Here is a 19,836-nt window from a genome sequence, read left to right as displayed (position 1 = left end):
GATAAAAATGACCGGCGCGAAGTGATCTCAGGCCGGTCTTTTTTCATCTTAAGAGACGCGCTCATTTTCGTGTGTGTATTCTTTCTCCCAGAAATCAGCGTTTTTGATGCCGAGAGCTTTAGGATCAAAGACTGGGTCTAAGCCTTGTTTCTTCTGTTGCTCATAATCCTTTAACGCAATAAGCGCCGGCTTGGCGAGCAAAACAATGGCAATGACGTTCAGCCAAACCATAATGCCAAGTCCCGCGTCACCTAATGCCCAAGCAAGTGTAGCGGTTTTGACAGCACCGTAGAATGTCGCGGCTAAAATGATCAGTTTTAAGCCCAGCATTGCCCACTTGCTTTCTCTGCCTCTCGCTAAATATGCGATATTTGTTTCAGCGATGTAGTAATAAGCCATAATGGTTGTAAAAGCGAAGAAGAACAAAGCGATAGCGACAAAGCCTGCACCAAAGCCGGGCAGCACACTGTCAATGGCGGCCTGAGTGAAGCCCGGTCCAGCTTCTACACCTTTCAGGTGATTGACAATAAATGAACCGTCGGCAGCCTGTGTATTGTACATACCGGTAAATAAAATCATGAATGCTGTAGCGGAACATACAAATAAAGTGTCGATATAAACAGAAAATGCCTGAACCAATCCTTGCTTTACCGGATGAGATACCTCTGCGGCGGCAGCAGGATGAGGGCCTGTTCCTTGTCCGGCTTCGTTTGAATAAATGCCTCGTTTGACGCCCCATGAAATGGCCATGCCGATGAGACCGCCGAATGCGGAATCTAATGCAAAAGCGCTTCTGAAAATCAAAGAAATGACAGCAGGCAGTTCAGAAATATTCATCACAATGATGATCAGAGAGAGCAGAATGTATCCGACTGCCATAAACGGGACAATCATTTGTGCGGCACTGGCGATACGTTTTACACCTCCGAAAATGATAAAACCTAATAAGAGAACAAGAAAACAGCCAGTAATGGCAGGAGAGATGCCGAATGCATTTTGGACGCCCGCTGCAATGGAGTTGGACTGGACCCCTGGCATAAGGAGAGCCATTGCAATAAGGGCCGCAGCCGCAAATAAAACAGCAAACCACTTAATGCCTAATCCTTTTTCTATATAATAAGCGGGTCCGCCTCGATATTGGCCGCCTTGTTTCACTTTATAAATTTGGGCAAGAGTAGATTCAACAAAGGCGCTCGAAGCACCGATAAAAGCAATGGCCCACATCCAGAACACCGCCCCGGGTCCGCCGAACGCAATTGCTGTTGCCACACCTGCAATGTTTCCGGTCCCCACCCTGCCGGACAGAGCGATTGATAATGCTTGAAACGAAGATACCCCTGCCTCTGAGCTCTTGCCTTGAAACATCAGCACAATCATTTCCTTGATGTGTCTGACTTGTAAAAAACGGGTCACAATAGAAAAGATCAATCCAATTCCTAATAAAATATAAATGACGGGTGTACTCCATAAGACCGCGTTTAAACTAGCAACAAAATCTGCCATCAAGCTTCCTCCTCACGTTGTTTCGATTGCTTTATAAAGAGGATTTTGGGTTAATTGAACTATTTTTACAATTATTCTGTCACATTATATAACGTGTAATGATCATGAGAGGGGAGAATGGGGTGAAAAAAAGCGCAGCGTATGAAGTACGCCGCGCTTCTGTTTATAAAGGCATGTGGACACCAATTGTGAAACAGTCTTTGAGAAATAAATAGCCAAGCTGATTGCGTATATAAAAAGCAAAACGAGAAGGATATTTCATTATCTCATCTCACTGATGCTTGCGGCGGTTCCTCACGAATCCAATGATCATCCTTTCGCCAATCATAAGTTTCATCGATATCAAGATGTAAAGTCTGGCCGCCGATTTTTACTGTATTGTTGTTCAACCATTTAACAGCTGGTCTGCTGTCAGGATAATTCCAGTAGATTGTTTTTTTGACAAGTGTTTTTTCATTCACGAGTTCGCCTCTGGCGGCATCTGAGCCTAAGGTATTTTTGGATACATAAGTGTTTAGCGTATAGCTTCCGTCCGGTGATTCCACTGATTGTACGAGGCTGCCTTTCGGAACGTTTTTGAGTGAAAAAAACATCCAATAAACGGCACCGCCGAAGAACAGAAGACATGAGAATATAATAAGAGGGACTTTACTGCGTGTTTTGATGTGACTCTCTCCCTTTTTTTCTCTCATTTTATCATATCGCGGATTTTATACGATCTTTACATTTCTTTAAAATTTCCTCAATAAAGTGAAGGTATGATAAAGGAAAATAGATAAAGGGTGGGGGAGACAGAAATGGAAAACACATATTGTCATTCCAGCGAAAAGAACTCAGACGCGGTTTATTTGAGTGTGAGAGGATATCGCATCAAGCTGTCGCCTGAACAAATGAAATTGATTTCTGCTGTCAGAAAGTAAAAATAAAATGATAAAGGCAGCCGCTTATGCGGCTGCCTTTTCTATGAAGAATATTTTCTTTTCCGTTGTGCAAAGTGCTTCTGAAACCAATCTTTTTTATATAAAAAAGCAATAACCTCAAGCCAAAAGCCCGGGATTTTTTTCGGGAAAATCGGCTTTTTATAAAGCGTATGATACGCCGTTTTTAAATCGTCCCACTGCGTGCACGTTTTCGTCTGTTCAAATCTCGCAACATCAATGACCCGCACTGCTCCGGATTCTGTCAGAATCAGATTGCGCAAATGAATGTCTGACGGGTTGAGGCCAGCTGCACGGGCGTCAGAAAGTGCGTCCTCTACCTGCTGAATCATATCGTCGCTGATTGCGATGCCTTTTTTCAGGCAGTTGTAAAAGGTATCGCCTTTAATATATTCCATTAAAATAAATGAATCACCAGTTTCATAAATGTCAGGGTAGAATGCGGATCCGGCTAATTTTTCATAAATCGCTGCTTCTTTGACGGCTGTCGCTTGATACTCCGGAAAAAATACCTTCAGCGCCATTTTCCGGTCACCTTCTGTTATGGCAAACACATAGGCGCTTCGTCCCTTGCCGATCAATGTTAATTCCTCGGGTTTCTCTTTGACTTTATCAAATCTGCTGTTTTGGCGGTATATGACTGAATGGGCCAGTGCCTCTGCTTTTGTCAGCATTTCATTCACCTTCTTTGCTCTATTTTATGCAGTTGTTTATAGGAAAATCCAAAACTGTTCAGGAAAAAGAGCCTAAATATAGTGTATCTGGTCTTGGGAAAGAAGGCTACCTATAAGCTTTGATTGTGATAAAAGAGACATGAAAACGTTTATTCCACTCCTTGAAAAGCGCTTACAAATGGGATACTATTAATTTGAAATAAAGCGCTTTCGTAAACTATCAAGGGGGAACACGCTATGACGAAACAGATGGTGACAGGAATTATCGGTGCAGGGCGCATCGGCAAACTTCATGTTCAAAATATACATCGGATTCCTCATATGAAAATAAAAGCGGTTTCTGATATTTCTGCAAGCTGTTTACAGGATTGGGCCGCCAGTCACCACATTGAATACATAACCGCTGACTATAGAGATTTATTGCTTGATCCTGATATTGACGCTGTTTTTATCTGTTCGCCAACAAACACACATGCGCAAATCATCAGAGAAGCAGCCGAGGCGAAAAAACATATTTTTTGTGAAAAACCAATCAGTTTTTCTCCTGATGAAACGAAGGAGGCACTTGCGGCCGTGCGGAAACATGGGGTTAAGCTGCAAGTCGGATTTAACCGCCGTTTCGACCCTCATTTTAAGAAAATCAAAACCATTGTCTCAAATGGTGAAATCGGCCCGCCTCATTTATTAAAAATTACGTCACGGGACCCTGAACCCCCGAATGTTGATTATGTCCGCACATCAGGCGGCTTATTTATCGATATGTCGATTCACGATTTTGATATGGCGAGATACATCATGGGAAGTGAAGTGACGGAAGTGTATGCAAAAGGAGCGGCTTTGGTGAATCCGTCCTTTGCAGAGCTGGGGGACATTGATACGGCTGTCATTACCTTGACATTTGCAAACGGTGCCATGGGTGTGATAGACAACAGCCGTCAAGCTGTGTACGGATATGACCAGCGGGTCGAGGTTTTCGGCACGAAAGGCTCGGCAGCAGCGGATAACAGCAGGCCGACGACGGTAGAAGTGTCAACGGCTGACTTTGTCATGAAGGATAAACCGCATTTCTTTTTTCTTGAACGCTATAAGGAAGCCTACACAGAAGAGATTCTTCAGTTTGCAGATGCGATCAAAACCAATCGGGAGACTGCCTCCACCGGCGAGGACGGCTTTCAGGCGGAACGAATAGCAAGGGCGGCTCAGCAGTCGCTCGCTTTAGGCATGCCTGTCAGCATTGAACATACTGAAAAAATTGTTTTTTAATATTCAGATAAAGGGATTACAATACAGCAAGCTTGGGTATATACATTCCATTGATACTTTATAAAAAGTAGGCGGTGGAAATCATGAATACAGCACATGCTAAAGGAAATGCTTTAAACAAAATCGGTATTCCTTCTCACATGATTTGGGGTTATATTGGTGTGGTCATCTTTATGGTTGGAGACGGACTTGAGCAAGGATGGCTGTCTCCTTTTCTTGTTGATCACGGTCTCAGTATGCAGCAATCTGCTTCGCTGTTTACGGTGTATGGCATTGCTGTCACGATTTCGGCTTGGCTATCAGGAACCTTTGTCCAGACTTGGGGGCCAAGAAAGACGATGACGGTCGGTTTACTTGCTTTTATCCTCGGTTCGGTTGCTTTTATCGGCTGGGCGATTCCTCATATGTACTATCCGGCTCTCTTGGGCAGCTACGCGCTCAGGGGCTTGGGATACCCGCTGTTTGCATACTCGTTTCTTGTATGGGTATCATACAGCACCTCTCAGCAAATCCTTGGTAAAGCCGTCGGCTGGTTTTGGTTTATGTTTACGTGCGGCCTGAACGTGCTTGGACCGTTTTATTCGAGCTATGCGGTTCCGGCGATTGGAGAAATCAATACGCTTTGGAGCGCTTTACTATTTGTGGCAGCAGGCGGAGTTCTCGCACTGTTTTTTAATAAAGATAAATTTATGCCTGTACAAAAACAAGATCAGCCGAAATGGAAAGAGCTGTCGAAGGCGTTTACAATTATGTTTGAAAATCCTAAAGTCGGCATCGGCGGCGTAGTCAAGACAATAAATGCTATCGGACAATTCGGATTTGCGATATTTCTTCCGACCTATTTGGCGCGTTACGGCTATTCTGTTTCAGAATGGCTGCAAATTTGGGGGACGCTGTTTTTTGTCAACATTGTATTTAACATCATTTTCGGCGCGGTCGGAGATAAACTGGGCTGGCGCAATACTGTCATGTGGTTTGGCGGAGTCGGCTGCGGCATTTTTACACTGGCGCTCTATTACACGCCGCAATTGATCGGGCATCAGTACTGGGTGCTGATGATCATTGCCTGCTGCTACGGTGCGGCACTGGCCGGATATGTTCCATTAAGCGCGCTTTTGCCGACGCTTGCGCCTGATAACAAAGGTGCTGCCATGTCTGTGTTAAATCTGGGGTCGGGTCTGTGCGCTTTTATTGCTCCCGGCATCGTGAGCCTTTTTATCGGCCCGCTCGGCGCAGGCGGCGTGATATGGATTTTTGCAGCATTATATTTTCTCAGTGCTTTCCTGACACAATTTCTGACGATTTCAGAACGGCACGCCGATATGTATCCAGAGGAACGGTTTGTCAGGAAAAATGTGCAAACAAATTTTGAGGAAACGGTTAAGCAGTAGCCTCTTTGGTCAGACTAGTCATAAACGTGTGCAAAGAGGTGTAAAGGGTGAAACGATTTAGCACTGCGTATCTGTTGCTGGGGATTTTATGCTCAGCCGCAGCTTTTCTAATGGGTGCTCCCCGCGCGTCAGGGGCGGAAGTGGAACACTATGAACCGCTGCAAGTGCATGTGCAGCTTGAAAAAGTGTATTTGGATGGAGAGGTCAGCATCGAGCATAAGCGTGAAAAGGTGCTTTCCATGGATGACTTTTGGGCGGATTATGCGGGATGGACGCTTGTCGAACATAAAAATGGGTACGTTCTATTTCGGAAGCAGGTGGACGATATTTCTCCGCTCAGCAAGGTGAATGGGTATATCGGCGTTTCTGACAGCGGAGTAATTTCCACCTTTCATGGACGGCCGGAGTCGGATTCTGAACCGATTCAATCTTTTTTTCAAATTGACTTAGAAAGACTGGAGAGCCATATGCAAAAAAATCTCGAAAAAGGCATTCCGTTTCGGACGAAAGCGGAGTTTGAAGATGTCATAGAACATATCAAGACGTACAGCGGGTGACCACTGCTGATTGAAGACATGTGCTCATGTCTTTTTTTTCGTGGAACAATGAATGAGAAGCGAACATATGTTAACTTTTCTTTAAGCCTTTGGCTGTTTTTATGGTACAATGAAGAACAGTCAAAGAGGTGAATTTTCGTGATCGAATTTGTTAAAGGGACGATTGATTATGTATCTCCCCAATATATTGTGATAGAAAACGGCGGCATCGGCTATCAGATTTTTACGCCAAATCCGTTTATATATAAGGAGAGAAGTCAAGAAACCATTTTTACGTACCATCATGTAAGAGAAGATGCGTTTTTACTATACGGCTTTTCAACAAGGGAGGAAAAAGCGCTCTTTACAAAGCTGTTAAATGTGACCGGAATCGGTCCAAAAGGGGCACTCGCCATTTTGGGATCAGGTGACCCGGGAGCGGTCATTCAAGCAATTGAAAATGAAGATGAAGCCTTTTTAGTCAAGTTTCCGGGTGTCGGCAAAAAAACTGCCCGCCAGATTATCCTTGATTTAAAAGGAAAGCTGGCTGACGTCGTGCCTGAAATGATTGAAAATCTGTTCAATCATGAAGAAAGACTTGAAAAACAAACGGCAGAAACGGCGCTTGAAGAAGCACTCGAGGCCCTCAGGGTACTTGGTTATGCCGAAAAAGAAATCAAAAAGGTACTTCCTCACTTAAAAGAGGATATTGGTCTGACAACAGACCAGTACGTAAAAAAAGCATTACAAAAACTATTGAAGTAAGGTGATGTTCATGGATGAACGGCTCGTCTCAAGTGAAGCAGACAACCATGAATCAGTGATAGAGCAAAGCCTGAGGCCTCAGCGCCTGGTTCAATACATCGGGCAGCATAAGGTAAAAGAGAATTTGCGTGTTTTTATAGATGCCGCAAAAATGAGACAGGAAACGCTTGATCATGTTCTTTTATACGGTCCGCCAGGGCTTGGAAAAACGACGCTTGCTTCCATCGTTGCCAACGAAATGGGAGTGGAGTTGCGGACGACTTCGGGACCTGCGATTGAAAGGCCGGGTGATTTGGCTGCGATCTTAACGGCGCTCGAGCCGGGGGATGTATTATTTATCGATGAGATACATAGGCTGCACAGATCGATTGAAGAGGTGCTTTATCCGGCAATGGAAGATTTTTGTCTTGATATTGTCATTGGAAAAGGGCCTTCTGCCCGTTCAGTCCGTCTTGATCTTCCGCCTTTTACACTGGTCGGCGCCACGACAAGAGTAGGGCTTTTGACGGCGCCGTTAAGAGATCGATTCGGCGTCATGTCGCGGCTTGAGTATTATACACAAGAAGAGCTTGCTGATATTGTTACGAGAACGGCTGATGTGTTTGAGGTTGAAATTGATCAGCCGTCAGCGCTTGAGATTGCCAGAAGATCAAGAGGAACGCCGCGGGTGGCCAACCGCCTGCTGAGAAGGGTCCGGGATTTTGCACAGGTGTTAGGCGACAGCCGGATTACAGAAGAGGTTTCTCAGGACGCTTTGGAGCGGCTTCAAGTCGACCGTCTCGGCTTGGATCACATTGATCACAAGCTGCTGATGGGAATGATCGAAAAATTTAACGGCGGTCCGGTGGGGCTTGATACGATTTCAGCCACAATCGGCGAAGAAGCGCATACGATTGAAGATGTATACGAACCGTATCTTCTGCAAATCGGTTTTATCCAGAGAACGCCGCGGGGAAGGATCGTCACACCGGCCGTTTATCATCATTTTCAAATGGAGGCTCCCCGATATGACTGAATTTCCGAAGATCATTATGATTCTTGGTGCTGTTTTGCTTATTATCGGAGCGGTTTTGCATTTTGTCGGCAAGATGCCGGGAGATATTTTTGTGAAAAAAGGAAATGTGACGTTTTTCTTCCCGGCTGTCACTTGTATTATCATAAGTGTGGTATTATCAATCTTGCTTAATCTTTTCGGCAGAATGAAATAACAAAAGACTAGAATAAAGGTGAAATTATGAAAGTTGATTTATTTGATTTTGAACTTCCGGAACGTTTAATTGCACAGGTGCCATTGGAACAGCGTGACGCTTCAAGGCTGATGGTGCTTGATAAACATACAGGAGAGCTGACAGACAGCTCGTTTAAACAGATCATCAGTTTCTTTAAAGAAGGGGATTGTCTCGTGCTGAACAATACCCGCGTTTTGCCTGCCCGGTTATTTGGAACAAAAGAGGATACGGGGGCAAAAGTAGAACTGCTTTTGCTGAAACAGGAAGCCGGTGACAGGTGGGAAACGCTCGTCAAACCGGCAAAACGGGTAAAAAAAGGAACCGTTGTAACATTTGGGGACGGCAGATTAAAAGCTGTCTGCACGGAAGAGCTGGAGCATGGCGGCAGAAAAGTTGAGTTCCAATACGACGGTATTTTTTACGAGGTGCTGGAATCACTCGGAGAAATGCCGCTTCCGCCATATATTAAGGAACAGCTTGATGACAGAGAGCGCTACCAAACTGTGTTTTCAAAAGAAATCGGATCTGCCGCTGCGCCTACAGCCGGACTTCATTTCACGGAAGACATTTTACAGCAGCTGAAGGACAAAGGTGTTCAGATTGAGTTCATCACACTGCATGTCGGTCTCGGAACGTTTCGTCCGGTCAGTGCCGATGAAGTGGAAGAGCATAATATGCATGCAGAGTTCTATCAAATGTCAGAAGAAACGGCCGCGGCTTTAAACAGCGTAAGGGAAAAGGGCGGACGGATTATTTCTGTCGGCACGACCTCAACCCGCACGCTTGAAACGATTGCCGGTGAACATGATGGGCGATTTAAAGCATCAAGCGGATGGACATCTATTTTTATTTATCCGGGCTATGAATTCAAAGCCATTGACGGAATGATTACAAACTTTCACTTGCCGAAATCATCATTGATTATGCTGGTCAGTGCGCTTGCAGGCAGAGAAAACGTTCTGCGTGCGTATAACCATGCGGTTGAAGAAGAATACCGTTTCTTCAGCTTCGGCGACGCAATGCTGATTATATAAATTGAGAACAGGAGGCCTCATAAAAAGTGGCTGAACAACCAATACGCTATGAATTTATAAAAGAATGCAAACAAACAGGGGCGCGCCTGGGCAGAGTGCATACTCCCCACGGCTCCTTTGAAACGCCTGTTTTTATGCCGGTCGGCACACTGGCGACAGTTAAAACAATGGCGCCTGAAGAGCTGAAGGCAATGGACGCGGGCATCATATTAAGCAACACATATCACCTATGGCTTCGCCCGGGACAGGATATTGTAAAAGAAGCGGGCGGACTCCATAAATTTATGAACTGGGACCGCGCAATTTTAACAGATTCCGGCGGTTTTCAGGTCTTTTCATTAAGCAAGTTTCGTAATATAGAGGAAGAGGGCGTTCACTTCCGCAATCACTTAAATGGAGATAAGCTGTTTTTATCTCCGGAAAAAGCGATGGAGATCCAAAACGCACTCGGCTCTGATATTATGATGGCATTTGACGAATGCCCGCCATATCCGGCAGAATACGATTACATGAAACGGTCAGTTGAGCGGACAAGCCGCTGGGCTGAACGATGTCTGAATGCCCATGCCCGGCAGGACGAGCAAGGCCTGTTTGGTATTGTTCAGGGGGGAGAATACGAAGATTTGCGTACACAAAGCGCGAAAGACTTGATTTCCCTTGATTTTCCGGGATATGCTATAGGTGGATTGTCCGTTGGTGAACCGAAAGACGTTATGAACCGGGTGCTTGAATTTACGACACCGCTTTTACCGAAGGATAAGCCGAGGTATCTGATGGGAGTCGGTTCTCCGGATGCTCTGATTGACGGAGCGATCCGCGGAGTAGACATGTTTGACTGTGTGCTGCCTACCCGTATTGCACGGAACGGCACGGTGTTTACTGCTGAAGGACGGCTCAATATGAAAAACGCAAAATTTGAGAGAGACTTCCGTCCGATTGATGAAGAGTGTGATTGCTACACATGTAAAAATTACACACGGGCGTATATCAGACACTTGATTCGCTGCAATGAAACGTTTGGACTCCGATTAACAACTTACCATAACCTTCATTTTCTGTTACACTTAATGGAGCAGGTAAGACAGGCTATTCGCGAGGATCGTCTGGGTGATTTCAGAGAAGAGTTCTTTGAGCGTTACGGCTATAACAAGCCAAATGCGAAAAGCTTCTAATATAAAAAGCCATAATGGCAAGTTTGTTTCAGAAAGGGGGGAAAAAGATGACAGGTACTTTAGGTACATTAGTTCCTATTATTTTAATGTTTGCGGTTCTTTATTTCTTGCTGATCCGTCCGCAGCAGAAGCAGCAAAAAGCTGTGCGTCGAATGCAGGAGGAACTGAAAAAAGGCGATTCAGTCGTGACAATCGGTGGATTGCACGGTACAGTTGACTCTATCGACGAAAGCAAAGTCGTCATTAAGACTGGTGATAACACACGTCTTACTTTCGACCGCCGCGCGATCAGAGAAACTTCTGCTGCTGAATAACAGCAGGAGTTCATACATAGCAAACAAAAAAGAGCGGGTAACCCCCGCTCTTTTTTTATTAGGAAGATCTGCTTCCTCTCAAATTCACTCCGAAAATGCCGCCAAGCATACATACGCCTAAAAAGCCAAGATGGAAGAGCAGCTGTTCTGCTGTAAATGTTTTTCCGAATCCCAGATATTGAAACAGTAAAATAATCAAGGAAAAGCTTAAAGCAGTCAATGCCCCAATCAGCCATCCTCTTTCCTTCCCTTTCCCGCCAGATATGAATCCGCCGATAAATAAAGAAAGAAATGATACGGCGGTGATCAGCCAGTTAAATGATGATTCTTCAAGCGAGGTTGCTGTCAGTAAAAGTGAAACGGCTAAACTCGTTAGGAGCATGGCTGAAAAAATAGCGATTAAGCCGTAGAGTATGCCTTTTCCAACTTGTTTCGTTTCCTCCATGAATTTCTCCTCCCTGCCTATCTATAAAGGCTTCTGTTCTTTTTAAACAAAGCCTCAGACATGCTGATGGCTCGTCTTTGTAAAAATGTATTCCCTCGTTCCGTGAATTAGACGTAAAAGCTTTATGAAATACGATCACTTTTTCTTACATAAATCGTTTGTTTTGTTGCATGCTATGATGAGTTGGAGGTGCATGATGGAAGAGCTTCTTACTATAACGTTTCGCACAGTCGTATTATATTTTGTGATCCTGATTATTTTTCGTTTCATGGGCAAGCGGGAGATCGGAGAGCTTAGTATATTAGATCTCGTTGTCTTTATCATGATGGCAGAAATTGCTGTCCTGGCCATAGAAAACGTAGAGGACCATCTGTTTCATACCATTTTGCCAATGCTTGTGCTAATGATGATCCAAGTGACGTTTGCATACATATCCTTAAAAAATCGGAACGTACGTCAGCTTCTTGACGGCAAGCCCACCATTATCATTAAATACGGAAAAATTGACGAAAACGCCATGAAATCACAGCGTTATAATTTTGATGATTTGATGGTTCAGCTAAGAGAAAATAATATCGACAGAGTGGCTGATGTATCATTTGCTATATTAGAGCCGTCAGGCAAACTGACTGTCGTAAAAAAACAAAACAATGATGAACATAGACAGCTGGAGATGCCGCTTATCATTGACGGTGACATTCAAACTGAGAACCTGGCTCGGATCGGCAAAGATAACCAGTGGCTTGAGGAGAATTTATTGAAACAGGGATATACGAATCCTTCAGCTATATCATTTTGTTCGTTTACTGACGGCGAATTTTTTATTGATGAAAAAGATGGGCACCGCACTTGATTTTCATCGGACGATCAGGCGTCCGATAATAGGGATGCGGCGAAGCTCATCTTTTTTGATTAAACGGAAAACGAGCAGCAAGATGATATAGAAAACAGCGCTTATCGCAATCCATCCGGCAACATTCACAGCCTCCGACTCTCCGAACCGCACATATTGTTTGACAGCAGAGCTGAGGAACCCGCATATAAAAATAACCGCAAAGCAGAGCACGTACTCTTTTATTTTGATGCTGATCGGCAGCACTTTGCTCACTGTCGCTGCATGCAAAAGGGTGACGAGCACCATGCCCGTTACAATCGCTAATGCAGCACCCATGATGCCGAGAGACGGTCTCGTGGCAAGGACGAAAATAAGGCCTGTTTTTACAAGGGCTCCGATCAAGCTGTTCATCATTGCAGCTCCTGCTAAATTGAGCGCCTGCAGCACAGCCTGAAGCGGACCCTGGAAATAATAAAGCAGAAAAAACGGAGCCATGACTTTTATAAACACGGCTGCACCTGAGGACCCATACATCACGCTCATCAGCTCATCCGCAAACACATATAAAATCACTACTGAAATGCCCCCGCTAAGCAGGCACAGCCGCATGGCCTGCTCCAATCGGTATTCAACCACCTGAAGTTTTTTCTGTTCCATTCCTTCACTTATCGCAGGAACAAGCGCGGTCGACAAAGAATATGTAATAAAGCTGGGCAGAGTCAGCAGCGTCATGGCAAAGCCGGTCAGTTCCCCGTATTGCTTTGTAGCCGCAACTGTCGCCACTCCGGCAATTGCAAGGCTTTGCGCGACAACAATGGGTTCAAAAAACCAAGACAGGTTGCCGATAAAACGGCTGCCGGTTGTAGGAAGTGAGACGCTCATTAATTGAGAAAAAGTTTCTTTTCCATTTTTAATCGATTGAAAAAAATGTTTTCTGATTTTCATTGTCTTTTTGAATTTGAAACAAATGAATAAATAAACAAGTGATGCCAGCTCTCCTGCAACTGAAGAAAGCATGGCTCCCGCTGCGGCATATTCAATTCCGTAAGGGAGAAAAATCGTCGTACATACAGCCACGAGAGAAATGCGGACGACCTGTTCCAGGACTTGTGAAACGGCAAGCGGGTTCATGTTTTGTTTTCCTTGAAAATACCCTCTCAGCACACTGGATATGGCGATAATCGGCACGACCGGAGTAATGGCCAAGAGGGGGTACAGCGTCCTCTGATCTGTCAGCATGGTTTCCGCCATTACCGGGGCGAAAAATAAAAACAGCGGTGTGAAAATCAGGCTGAGAATCCCAGTGATGGTAAGAGACATGACTAAAATATTTTTCGTTTTTTGATGATCTCCGCGTGCGCTGGCTTCAGCGACAAGCTTACTGATCGCGACGGGAAGACCGAATTGAGTTAATGTAGTGGCTAAGAAAAAGGTAGGAGCCGCCATCATATAGAGCCCGACCCCTTCTTCACCGATAAATCGGGCGATGACCACCCGGTTGACAAAGCCGAGCATTCTTGTGACCATCCCTGCTGCGATAAGGATAAGAGTGCCCTTTAAAAACGTCTGTTTCGCCATTTTTACCCCCTGCCTTCTCAAACTACCTGGAATCATATACAATAAAGATATGCGTATATATCGTCCAAGCATGACAAGTCTTCTTGAAAAACAATAAAAAAGGAGCGTGGAATTCGTGGATAAGCATCCAGCCGATCTGTATAAAGACCACGTAAGGCCGTTTCTTTACAGCAAACTGGAAGAGTTTAAGATTCTGGGATATGATGATGTTGAACTCGAAAGCTTGTGGTCATACTTAAAAAACAAGAAGTGGAAAAAGAAATCGGAGCTGCACATCTATGAACTGACAAGGGATATTTTATCAGTGAAAATTGGAGAATTTATGAACTATGCAACTGTTGAGTCATTTAAAACGTCTAATTGGCTGGGCAGTGAAGAAGGTCAGGAAGCATTGGAAGAACTACTGAGGTAGCAGTTGATCTGCATAGGTTTAAGGGAGGATATACATAATGAAAAAAGGACGCTTGATTGCGTTTTTCCTTTTCGTTCTATTGATTGGCACGGGGCTGGGCTACTTTACAAAGCCTGCTGCAAACAATATTACGTTAGGATTGGATTTGCAAGGCGGATTTGAGGTGCTGTATGACGTACAGCCCGTAAAAAAAGGTGACAAAATCACAAAAGACGTTCTGGTCAGCACAGTAGAGGCTTTGAACCGCAGGGCGAATGTCCTCGGTGTCAGTGAACCGAACATCCAAATTGAAGGAAATAACCGGATTCGTGTTCAGCTCGCTGGTGTGACAAACCAAAACAGAGCGCGGGAAATTTTAGCGACTGAGGCTCAGCTTTCTTTCAGAGATACAAATGACAAAGAATTGCTGAACGGTTCTGATCTCGTTGAAAACGGGGCAAAACAAACATACGACGCCAAAACAAATGAACCGATTGTCAGTATTAAACTGAAAGATGCTGATAAATTCGGTGAAGTGACAAAAAAGGTCATGAAAATGGCGCCAAACAACCAGCTTGTCATTTGGATGGATTACGAAAAAGGAGACTCTTTTAAGAAAGAAGTTCAAAAAGAGCACCCTAAGTATGTTTCCGCTCCGAATGTAAGCCAGGAATTAAACACAAAAGACGTTACAATTGAAGGGCATTTTAAAGTCCAGGAAGCGAAAGATTTAGCCAGCATTTTAAATGCCGGGGCGCTGCCTGTTAAACTGACTGAAAAATACTCAACATCAGTAGGCGCACAATTTGGACAGCAGGCGCTGCACGATACGGTGTTTGCAGGTATTGTCGGAATAGCTATTATTTTCCTATTCATGCTTTTCTATTACCGCCTGCCAGGATTGATTGCGGTGATTACGCTATCAGTTTATGTATACATTACGCTCCAGATTTTTGACTGGATGAACGCTGTTCTCACTCTTCCGGGAATAGCCGCACTCATTTTAGGGGTCGGGATGGCTGTAGATGCCAACATCATCACCTATGAGCGGATTAAGGAAGAGCTTAAGCTAGGAAAATCCGTCCGTTCTGCCTTCCGCTCAGGAAACAGACGGTCATTTGCGACGATTTTTGACGCGAATATTACAACCATTATTGCAGCGGTTGTGCTCTTTGTCTTTGGGACAAGCTCTGTTAAAGGGTTTGCGACAATGCTGATTCTGTCGATTCTGACAAGCTTTATTACCGCAGTCTTCTTATCAAGATTTCTGCTCTCGCTTCTTGTGGAAAGCAGATGGTTAGACCGGAAAAAAGGCTGGTTTGGCGTCAAAAAGAAACATATTGTGGACATCCAGGACACAGATGAAAATACAGAACCGTATACGCCGTTCCAAAAATGGGATTTTACGAGCAAGCGAAACTTTTTCTTTATTTTCTCAAGTGCAGTTACCGTTGCCGGGATTATTATTCTGCTTGTATTTAAACTGAATCTGGGCATTGACTTTGCGAGCGGCGCACGGATTGAAGTGCAAAGTGACCATAAGCTCACGACAGAGCAGGTGGAGAAGGACTTTGCATCACTTGGCATGGAACCTGACACGGTTGTCTTGTCAGGCGAAAAGAGCAATATTGGTGTTGCCCGCTTTGTAGGAGTGCCTGATAAAGAAACCATTGCAAAAGTGAAAGATTACTTTAAAGACAAGTACGGATCCGAGCCGAATGTCAGCACGGTGTCACCTACTGTTGGTAAAGAACTGGCGAGAAATGCATTGTACGCAGTAGCCATTGCTTCAATCGGAATCATTATTTACGTTTCCATCCGATTCGAGTACAAAATGGCGATTGCTGCGATTGTTTCACTGCTTTATGATGCTTTCTTTATCGTCACATTTTTCAGCATTACAAGGCTGGAGGTAGATGTTACCTTTATTGCGGCCGTCCTGACGATTGTCGGTTATTCGATTAACGATACAATCGTTACATTTGACAGGGTTCGCGAGCATATGAAAAAGCGCAAGCCGAAAACGTTTGCCGATTTGAGCCATATCGTAAACCTAAGCTTGCAGCAAACCTTTACAAGATCCATTAATACTGTATTAACTGTAGTGATTGTTGTCATAACACTGCTGATCTTTGGGGCATCTTCTATTACAAACTTCTCAATCGCTCTATTGGTTGGGCTGTTAACAGGTGTTTATTCATCTCTCTACATTGCCGCGCAAATTTGGCTTGTTTGGAAAGGGAAAGAATTAAAAAAAGGTACGGAACTATAGAGTAACTGTCAGGCTGTCCATTATGGGCAGCCTGATTTTTTGGCGTTTGATTGATCTTAAAATAGACATTTGCTATAATGACATACGCTTACAATTAAACATATAAATGGTGTGAAGAGGATTTGTGACAGGTTTTCATTTATGTGGGAGGGTTTGGGTATGAAGGTTCGCGAGTCGGAGCTGCCGGGTATCGGGCAAAAAGTTGAGATTGTCACCAGAAACCAAGATAAAATATCAATTATCATTCATGACGACGGCAGAAGAGAGCTGTATTATTTTGACGAAAATGATCATGAAGAATGTGTGACATCCGTACAGTTTGATGATGCGGAAGCGAGGCAGATTTCTGCGATTCTGGGCGGGATGGCATATAAACCGAAAGCGTTAGAAACCGTGGAAGTGGCTCTTGACGATTTGATCATAGAATGGTTTAAAGCAGAAGCAGGAGCACCAGCCGTTCACAAGACAATCGGGGATTTGGACGTGCGGCAGGAATATCAAGCGACAGTCATCGCTATATTAAAGAAGAATCAGAAAAAGCAATTGAATCCAGGGTCTGAAACAGTGATAGAAGAAGGAGATACACTCGTCATCTCTGGAGAGAGAGACGGACTGAAGAGGCTGATCCGTGAAAAATTAACCGCACTGGGGGCTTGACTCGCGTCAAGCCATGTTTAAAACCAATGTGAATAGGGAAACTAACCTCAATAAGTGAAGTTTGGGGGTAATCGAATGAACAAACAATGGACGATTATATTTGCACTTATTTTTACGTTGCTTGTCGCTGTTTTCGCAGTCATTAATGTAAGATCCGTAGAAGTTGATTACCTGTTTGGCAGATCAGAGTGGCCGCTTATTCTAGTCATTTTAGGTTCAGTACTGATGGGGGCGCTGATCGTTTTTTCTGCCGGAATTTTTCAAGTCATGAAATTAAAGAGAGAAATAAAAGCGTTGCGGAAAGAAACCAAAACCGCACAGGATGTGATACATAACCAAGAGGATGCTCATTTGAATGATGTTCAAGCCGACACACAGGATGCATCCGCCATTATTGAGAAAAAAGACTAGTTTTCGAATTATATTTGAAACCCCTCAGCATGCTCTAGTATAATAGGGTGGTTGAGGGGTGAATTTATGTTAGCGTCAAAAATGCGATGGGAAATCCAGCGACCAGATCAGGAAAAGGTCAAATCACTCACAGAACAATTGGACATAACACCTCTTGTTGCGTCGCTGCTTGTAAAAAGAGGCTTTGATACGGCAGAAAACGCGAGGCTGTTTTTACATACAAAGGATGCCGAATTCTATGATCCCTATGAGATGAAGGGGATGAAAGAAGCGGTAGAACGAATAAAACAGGCGATTTCACAACAAGAACAGATTATGATATATGGCGATTATGACGCCGATGGAGTTACCAGTACGTCAGTGATGCTGCACACTTTGCAAAAGCTGTCGGCGCAAGTTGATTTTTATATACCTGACCGGTTTAAAGAAGGCTACGGCCCTAATGAACAGGCATTTCGCTCGATTAAAGAACGAGGCTTCTCACTCATTATTACGGTTGATACGGGGATTGCCGCTGTCCATGAAGCGAAGGTAGCAAAGGAACTTGGCTTAGATGTCATCATTACCGACCACCATGAGCCTGGACCGGAGCTTCCGGATGTCCATGCGATCGTTCACCCGAAGCAGCCTGGCTGCACCTATCCTTTTAAGGAGCTTGCAGGAGTGGGCGTGGCGTTTAAGCTTGCCCACGCATTATTGGGCGAATTGCCAGATGAACTTCTTGACCTGGCGGCAATCGGCACCATTGCCGATCTAGTTCCGTTGCATGATGAAAACAGATTAATTGCAACATTAGGTCTCGAAAAGCTCCGGCGGACGAACCGGCTTGGCTTAAAAGAACTGATTAAGCTCTCAGGCGGAGAAATCGGAGAAGCGAACGAAGAAACCGTCGGATTTCAGCTCGCACCGAGACTGAATGCAGTCGGAAGAATTGAACAGGCCGATCCTGCTGTTCATTTGCTGATGTCAGAGGACCCGTTTGAAGCGGAAGAGCTTGCCGCTGAAATCGATCAGCTTAATAAAGAACGGCAAAAGATGGTTAGCAAAATGACGGATGAAGCGATTGAAATGGTTGAACAAGAAGGGCTTAATCAAACTGCGATTGTCGTGGCAAAAGCAGGGTGGAATCCCGGAGTCGTCGGAATTGTAGCTTCAAAGCTTGTAGACCGTTTTTACCGCCCGGCCATTGTCCTTGGAATTGATGAAGAAAAAGGGATCGCCAAAGGTTCGGCACGAAGCATCAGGGGATTTAATTTGTTTGAAAGCCTTTCTGAATGCAGAGATATTCTTCCGCACTTTGGAGGCCATCCAATGGCGGCTGGCATGACGCTGAATGCCGAAGATGTGCCGGAATTGCGGAACAGGCTGAATGAGATAGCTGACAATACGCTTACAGAAGAAGATTTTATTCCTGTACAGGAAGTAGACCTCGTATGCAGCGTGGAGGACATTACGGTTGAAAGCATCACAGAGATGAATCTGCTTTCCCCCTTCGGCATGCTGAATCCGAAACCGCATGTGATGGTAGAAAACGCAGTGCTGGAAGATGTCCGCAAAATCGGGGCGAATAAAAATCATGTCAAAATGACGATTAGAAACGATTCCTCCCAGCTTGACTGCGTCGGTTTCAATAAAGGCGAGCTTGAGGAAAATATTGTGCCCGGTTCAAAAATTTCGATTGTTGGTGAAATGTCGATCAACGAATGGAATAACAGAAAAAAACCGCAGCTGATGATCAAGGATGCGGCTGTTGCTGAATGGCAGCTGTTTGACTTAAGAGGAAAACGCACGTGGAAAGATACGGTTTCCGCCCTTCCGTCTGATAAACGAGTCATTGTCTCCTTCAAAGAAGAAACCAAAGTGCTTCTTCAGTCTGAAGATTTTCGCCATGACGTGCACGTTATCAGTTCTGAGGACCAAGCGAAGGCATATGAATTTGACAATGCATATATTGTATTACTGGATTCTCCGCCTTCGCTGGACATGCTCGCACGTTTGCTGGAAGGCAAAGCGCCTGAGCGGATTTACTTCATCTTTCTCAACCATGAGGAACACTTTTTATCATCTTTTCCGGCAAGAGACCACTTTAAATGGTATTATGCATTCTTGCTGAAAAGAGGCACTTTTGACTTGAATAAACACGGCTCAGAGCTTGCGAGGCATAAAGGCTGGTCCGTTGAAACAATCAATTTCATGACAAAGGTGTTTTTTGATCTCGGTTTTGTTAAAATAGAGAATGGTGTGCTGTCTGTAATAAGCGGAGCGAAAAAACGCGATTTAACAGACTCGCAAACATATCAAGCAAAACAGCAGCTGATGGAGCTGGATCAAAAGCTGAATTATTCTGCGGCTGAAGAGCTGAAGGAATGGCTGAATAAGCTGATGAAACAAGATTCAGAGGCTTATGAAAGTACGAGGAGGACATAAA

Annotated in this window: 21 protein-coding genes; 16 read left to right on the top strand and 5 right to left on the bottom strand. The window is 44.5% G+C overall.

The window, feature by feature from the left end; genetic code table 11:
• Window positions 1-48: 48 nt before the first annotated feature.
• Both NYE43_RS13790 and NYE43_RS13785 read right to left on the bottom strand, forming a co-directional pair.
• Complete coding sequence (locus NYE43_RS13790) at window positions 49-1,503, bottom strand: alanine/glycine:cation symporter family protein (RefSeq protein WP_185848757.1); 1,455 nt, start codon at window positions 1,501-1,503, stop codon at window positions 49-51.
• A 266-nt stretch (window positions 1,504-1,769) separates the two neighbouring features.
• Window positions 1,770-2,096, bottom strand: coding sequence for a DUF5412 domain-containing protein (locus NYE43_RS13785; RefSeq protein ID WP_260627347.1), 327 nt, complete (start codon window positions 2,094-2,096; stop codon window positions 1,770-1,772).
• Window positions 2,097-2,300: 204 nt separating this feature from the next.
• Here NYE43_RS13785 and NYE43_RS13780 point away from each other — a divergent pair, with 204 nt between their 5' ends.
• Window positions 2,301-2,423: a hypothetical protein gene (locus NYE43_RS13780; protein ID WP_024122335.1), complete on the top strand. Its 123-nt coding sequence runs from the start codon at window positions 2,301-2,303 to the stop codon at window positions 2,421-2,423.
• 41 nt (window positions 2,424-2,464) lie between these two features.
• On the opposite strand, the gene NYE43_RS13775 is transcribed toward NYE43_RS13780, so the two are convergent.
• On the bottom strand, window positions 2,465-3,115 hold the full coding sequence (locus NYE43_RS13775; protein WP_024122334.1) for a phosphotransferase: 651 nt from the start codon (window positions 3,113-3,115) through the stop codon (window positions 2,465-2,467).
• A 237-nt stretch (window positions 3,116-3,352) separates the two neighbouring features.
• Between NYE43_RS13775 and iolG the strand changes: the two genes are divergently transcribed.
• The 9 genes from iolG (at window position 3,353) to yajC (ending at window position 10,819) form a co-directional block, all read left to right on the top strand.
• The gene (gene iolG / locus NYE43_RS13770) at window positions 3,353-4,378 is read left to right on the top strand and encodes an inositol 2-dehydrogenase (RefSeq protein ID WP_185848759.1); all 1,026 of its coding nucleotides are present in this window, start codon (window positions 3,353-3,355) and stop codon (window positions 4,376-4,378) included.
• An 83-nt stretch (window positions 4,379-4,461) separates the two neighbouring features.
• A complete protein-coding gene (locus NYE43_RS13765) occupies window positions 4,462-5,769 on the top strand; it encodes an MFS transporter (protein ID WP_185848760.1) in 1,308 nt (435 codons plus the stop codon).
• Window positions 5,770-5,816: 47 nt separating this feature from the next.
• A complete protein-coding gene (locus NYE43_RS13760; RefSeq protein ID WP_024122331.1) occupies window positions 5,817-6,326 on the top strand; it encodes an intercompartmental signaling factor BofC in 510 nt (169 codons plus the stop codon).
• Between the two features lie 138 nt (window positions 6,327-6,464).
• Window positions 6,465-7,070: a Holliday junction branch migration protein RuvA gene (ruvA, locus tag NYE43_RS13755; RefSeq protein WP_024122330.1), complete on the top strand. Its 606-nt coding sequence runs from the start codon at window positions 6,465-6,467 to the stop codon at window positions 7,068-7,070.
• A 10-nt stretch (window positions 7,071-7,080) separates the two neighbouring features.
• Window positions 7,081-8,085, top strand: coding sequence for a Holliday junction branch migration DNA helicase RuvB (ruvB, locus tag NYE43_RS13750; protein WP_101861159.1), 1,005 nt, complete (start codon window positions 7,081-7,083; stop codon window positions 8,083-8,085).
• A complete protein-coding gene (locus NYE43_RS13745; protein WP_101861158.1) occupies window positions 8,078-8,278 on the top strand; it encodes a DUF2905 domain-containing protein in 201 nt (66 codons plus the stop codon). Before ruvB ends, NYE43_RS13745 begins: the two co-directional genes overlap by 8 nt.
• A 26-nt stretch (window positions 8,279-8,304) precedes the next feature.
• On the top strand, window positions 8,305-9,333 hold the full coding sequence (gene queA, locus NYE43_RS13740) for a tRNA preQ1(34) S-adenosylmethionine ribosyltransferase-isomerase QueA (RefSeq protein ID WP_024122327.1): 1,029 nt from the start codon (window positions 8,305-8,307) through the stop codon (window positions 9,331-9,333).
• 26 nt (window positions 9,334-9,359) lie between these two features.
• The gene (tgt, locus tag NYE43_RS13735; protein WP_024122326.1) at window positions 9,360-10,505 is read left to right on the top strand and encodes a tRNA guanosine(34) transglycosylase Tgt; all 1,146 of its coding nucleotides are present in this window, start codon (window positions 9,360-9,362) and stop codon (window positions 10,503-10,505) included.
• A gap of 47 nt (window positions 10,506-10,552) precedes the next feature.
• Window positions 10,553-10,819 carry a preprotein translocase subunit YajC gene (gene yajC / locus NYE43_RS13730; protein WP_024122325.1) on the top strand — a complete coding sequence of 89 codons (267 nt, stop codon included), beginning with the start codon at window positions 10,553-10,555 and terminating at the stop codon, window positions 10,817-10,819.
• Window positions 10,820-10,877: 58 nt separating this feature from the next.
• Here yajC and NYE43_RS13725 read toward each other — a convergent pair whose 3' ends face one another.
• Window positions 10,878-11,264: a TIGR04086 family membrane protein gene (locus tag NYE43_RS13725; RefSeq protein ID WP_024122324.1), complete on the bottom strand. Its 387-nt coding sequence runs from the start codon at window positions 11,262-11,264 to the stop codon at window positions 10,878-10,880.
• A gap of 196 nt (window positions 11,265-11,460) precedes the next feature.
• Between NYE43_RS13725 and NYE43_RS13720 the strand changes: the two genes are divergently transcribed.
• Window positions 11,461-12,117, top strand: a complete 657-nt coding sequence (locus NYE43_RS13720; protein ID WP_024122323.1) for a DUF421 domain-containing protein — start codon at window positions 11,461-11,463, stop codon at window positions 12,115-12,117.
• A 3-nt stretch (window positions 12,118-12,120) separates the two neighbouring features.
• Here the strand turns inward: NYE43_RS13720 and spoVB are convergent, their stop codons facing one another.
• The gene (gene spoVB / locus NYE43_RS13715) at window positions 12,121-13,677 is read right to left on the bottom strand and encodes a stage V sporulation protein B (RefSeq protein ID WP_024122322.1); all 1,557 of its coding nucleotides are present in this window, start codon (window positions 13,675-13,677) and stop codon (window positions 12,121-12,123) included.
• A gap of 115 nt (window positions 13,678-13,792) precedes the next feature.
• Here spoVB and NYE43_RS13710 point away from each other — a divergent pair, with 115 nt between their 5' ends.
• The 5 genes from NYE43_RS13710 to recJ all read left to right on the top strand — a co-directional run bounded on the left by NYE43_RS13710 (window position 13,793) and on the right by recJ (window position 19,835).
• A complete protein-coding gene (locus NYE43_RS13710; protein ID WP_024122321.1) occupies window positions 13,793-14,089 on the top strand; it encodes a post-transcriptional regulator in 297 nt (98 codons plus the stop codon).
• A 37-nt stretch (window positions 14,090-14,126) separates the two neighbouring features.
• Entirely contained in the window at window positions 14,127-16,340 is a 2,214-nt protein-coding gene (secDF, locus tag NYE43_RS13705) for a protein translocase subunit SecDF (RefSeq protein ID WP_101861157.1), read from the top strand.
• 159 nt (window positions 16,341-16,499) lie between these two features.
• On the top strand, window positions 16,500-16,997 hold the full coding sequence (locus NYE43_RS13700; RefSeq protein ID WP_024122319.1) for a cation:proton antiporter regulatory subunit: 498 nt from the start codon (window positions 16,500-16,502) through the stop codon (window positions 16,995-16,997).
• A 75-nt stretch (window positions 16,998-17,072) separates the two neighbouring features.
• Window positions 17,073-17,408, top strand: a complete 336-nt coding sequence (locus NYE43_RS13695; protein WP_024122318.1) for a LapA family protein — start codon at window positions 17,073-17,075, stop codon at window positions 17,406-17,408.
• Window positions 17,409-17,474: 66 nt separating this feature from the next.
• The gene (gene recJ / locus NYE43_RS13690) at window positions 17,475-19,835 is read left to right on the top strand and encodes a single-stranded-DNA-specific exonuclease RecJ (RefSeq protein WP_185848761.1); all 2,361 of its coding nucleotides are present in this window, start codon (window positions 17,475-17,477) and stop codon (window positions 19,833-19,835) included.
• Window position 19,836 lies beyond the last annotated feature (1 nt).

Origin of the sequence: Bacillus sp. FSL R5-0434, assembly GCF_038004745.1 — a bacterium.
GTDB classification, from domain to species: domain Bacteria; phylum Bacillota; class Bacilli; order Bacillales; family Bacillaceae; genus Bacillus; species Bacillus halotolerans.
The sequence above is the reverse complement of the archived record's forward strand: the minus strand, read 5'-3'. Positions and strand labels throughout refer to the sequence as shown.